Origin of the sequence: Stenotrophomonas pictorum JCM 9942 (assembly GCF_001310775.1) — a bacterium.
Classification (GTDB): Bacteria; Pseudomonadota; Gammaproteobacteria; order Xanthomonadales; family Xanthomonadaceae; genus Stenotrophomonas; species Stenotrophomonas pictorum.
The window spans coordinates 1-2008 of record NZ_BAZI01000433.1 but is presented as its reverse complement, the minus strand read 5'-3'; the positions used below and the strand labels follow the sequence as shown (position 1 = coordinate 2008).

The following is a 2008-nucleotide window of genomic DNA, read 5'->3' as shown; positions in this document are numbered from 1 at the left end:
CGAGGCGGTCGCCGCCGAGCAGCGGGTGCTGCAACTGGAACGTGAACTGGAAGAAGTCGGCAGTCAGCTGCGGACCGATCCCCTGACCGGGGCACTCAACCGGCGTGGCTGGAAGAAGTGCTGGGCGGGGAACTGCGCGCCGGCACCACGCCGCTGAGCGTGGCGATGCTGGACCTGGACCACTTCGGCCAGACCAACGCGACCCACGGCCATGCCGGCGGCGATCAGGCGCTGCGGCACCTGGTGGCGGTGATCCAGCATCGGTTGTGCGGCCGCGATCATATCGCCCGCCTGGGCGGCGACGAGTTCGTGCTGGTGCTGCCCGAGCTGGGCCGCGGTGCGGCGTTGGAAACGGTGCAACAGCTGCAGACCGCACTGGTCCAGCGACCATTCCTGCATGAGGACCAGCGCGTGCAGGTCCGTTTCAGTGCCGGCGTCGCCAGCGCGGTGGCCGGGGAAACGGCCGATGCGCTGCTGCAACGCGCGACCGTGCCCTGTATGCCGCCAAGCGCGGCGGCCGCAACCTGGCGATCCTGGCCGACTGAGCGGCAAGTTGGAAAAGGCTGTGATATTTCCTGCGCTGGTGCGAATCATCAGGGCATGGATACCATCATGATGGCCGGGACGAGCGAGGATCTGCAGCAGCGCTTCGCCGCGCTGCTGGCACAGCATCAGGGCATCGTACTCAAGGTCGCCCGCGCCTATTGCCATGACAGCGAGGAGCGCAGGGACCTGCTCCAGGAGATCAGCATCCAGGCCTGGCGTGCGTTCCCCGCCTTCGCCCCGGAGCGCGCGCAATTCAGCACCTGGCTGTACCGTATCGCGCTGAATGTGGCGATCTCGCAATTGCGCCACCAGCGCCTGCGCCTGCATCACCACCACGATGTCGATGCCGCGCGCATCGATGACCTCGCTGCGGTGGCCGACAGCGCCGAGGATGCGGCCAGTCTGGCCCAACTCAATGCACTGATCCGCAGCCTGCCGGCCCTGGACCGCGCCTTGCTGCTGTTGCACCTGGACGACTGCAGCCACCGCCAGATCAGCGAGGTGCTGGGCCTCAGTCCGGGCAATATCGCCACCCGCCTGCACCGCTTGCGCCAGCAACTGCGCCAGCGGCTCAACCCATCCCCCGACCGCTGAGGACACGCGCATGGAACTGGACGATCTCAAATCCGCCTGGGCGCAGCAGGCCCGGCGTCTGGACCAGATCGAAGCGCGGGCGCTGGAGGCCTGGCGTGAGCCGCGTCGCCGCGACGTGCGCAAACGCCTGCGGGGATTCAGCGCGTTGCAGCTGCTGTGGCTGGCGGTGTGGATCGTGGTCACCGCACTGGCCGCCCGCTTCTGGATCGAGCATCGGCAGGTGCCGCATCTGCTGCTGACCGGACTGGTCTTGCACGGCTACGGCATCGCCGCGATCTGGGTGTCGATCACCCGCGCGTTGCTGTCCGCGCGCCTGCAGTACACCCAGGCACCGGTATTGCAGCAGCTCACCCGGCTGGCGCAGCTGCGCCGCTTCACCGCCCTCACCGAGCTGGCGCTGGGGCTGCCGTGGGCCTGTCTGTGGCTGCTGGCCACGCAGTGGCTGTGCGTGCAGTGGCTGGGGTTGGATCTGTATGCGATGGCGCCGCGCTGGTTCCTCGCCACACTGGGGGCAGGCCTGGTCGCGGCAGTGGCCGGCAGCGTCCTTGCGTACTGGGCGCTGCACCGGGTACCCGCCTCCCATTGGCTGCACCGCGGATTCGAGGCCCTGTCCGGGCAATCACTGGCCCGCGCCCAGCAGGAACTGCGCGAGCTGCAGGACCCGCTGCACTAGCCCCGTTCCGTGCATGGTCTGTCCCAGGCCGGGCTTCGTCCTGTTTGGCGAAGCCGTGGTTCAGGGGACACGTCGGTGCTGATCGCGCCCACCGGTGTCGCAGGGCGCGGGCCGGCACCGGCACCGGCACCCATCACGCCATCATTCGTGCTCAGTGCGCCGGCTTGCCGCCGCCGCGCAGCCGCTGGAACAGCG

The 2008-nt window shown here is 68.9% G+C and carries 2 protein-coding genes; both read left to right on the top strand.

Features of this window, described 5'->3' with window-relative positions:
• Window positions 1–117 precede the first annotated feature (117 nt).
• The gene (locus JCM9942_RS19455) at window positions 118–1140 is read left to right on the top strand and encodes a sigma-70 family RNA polymerase sigma factor (protein ID WP_083468573.1); all 1023 of its coding nucleotides are present in this window, start codon (window positions 118–120) and stop codon (window positions 1138–1140) included.
• Between the two features lie 10 nt (window positions 1141–1150).
• Window positions 1151–1813 (top strand): hypothetical protein, encoded by a 663-nt coding sequence (locus JCM9942_RS14680; protein WP_054660574.1) that lies wholly within the window; start codon window positions 1151–1153, stop codon window positions 1811–1813.
• Window positions 1814–2008 lie beyond the last annotated feature (195 nt).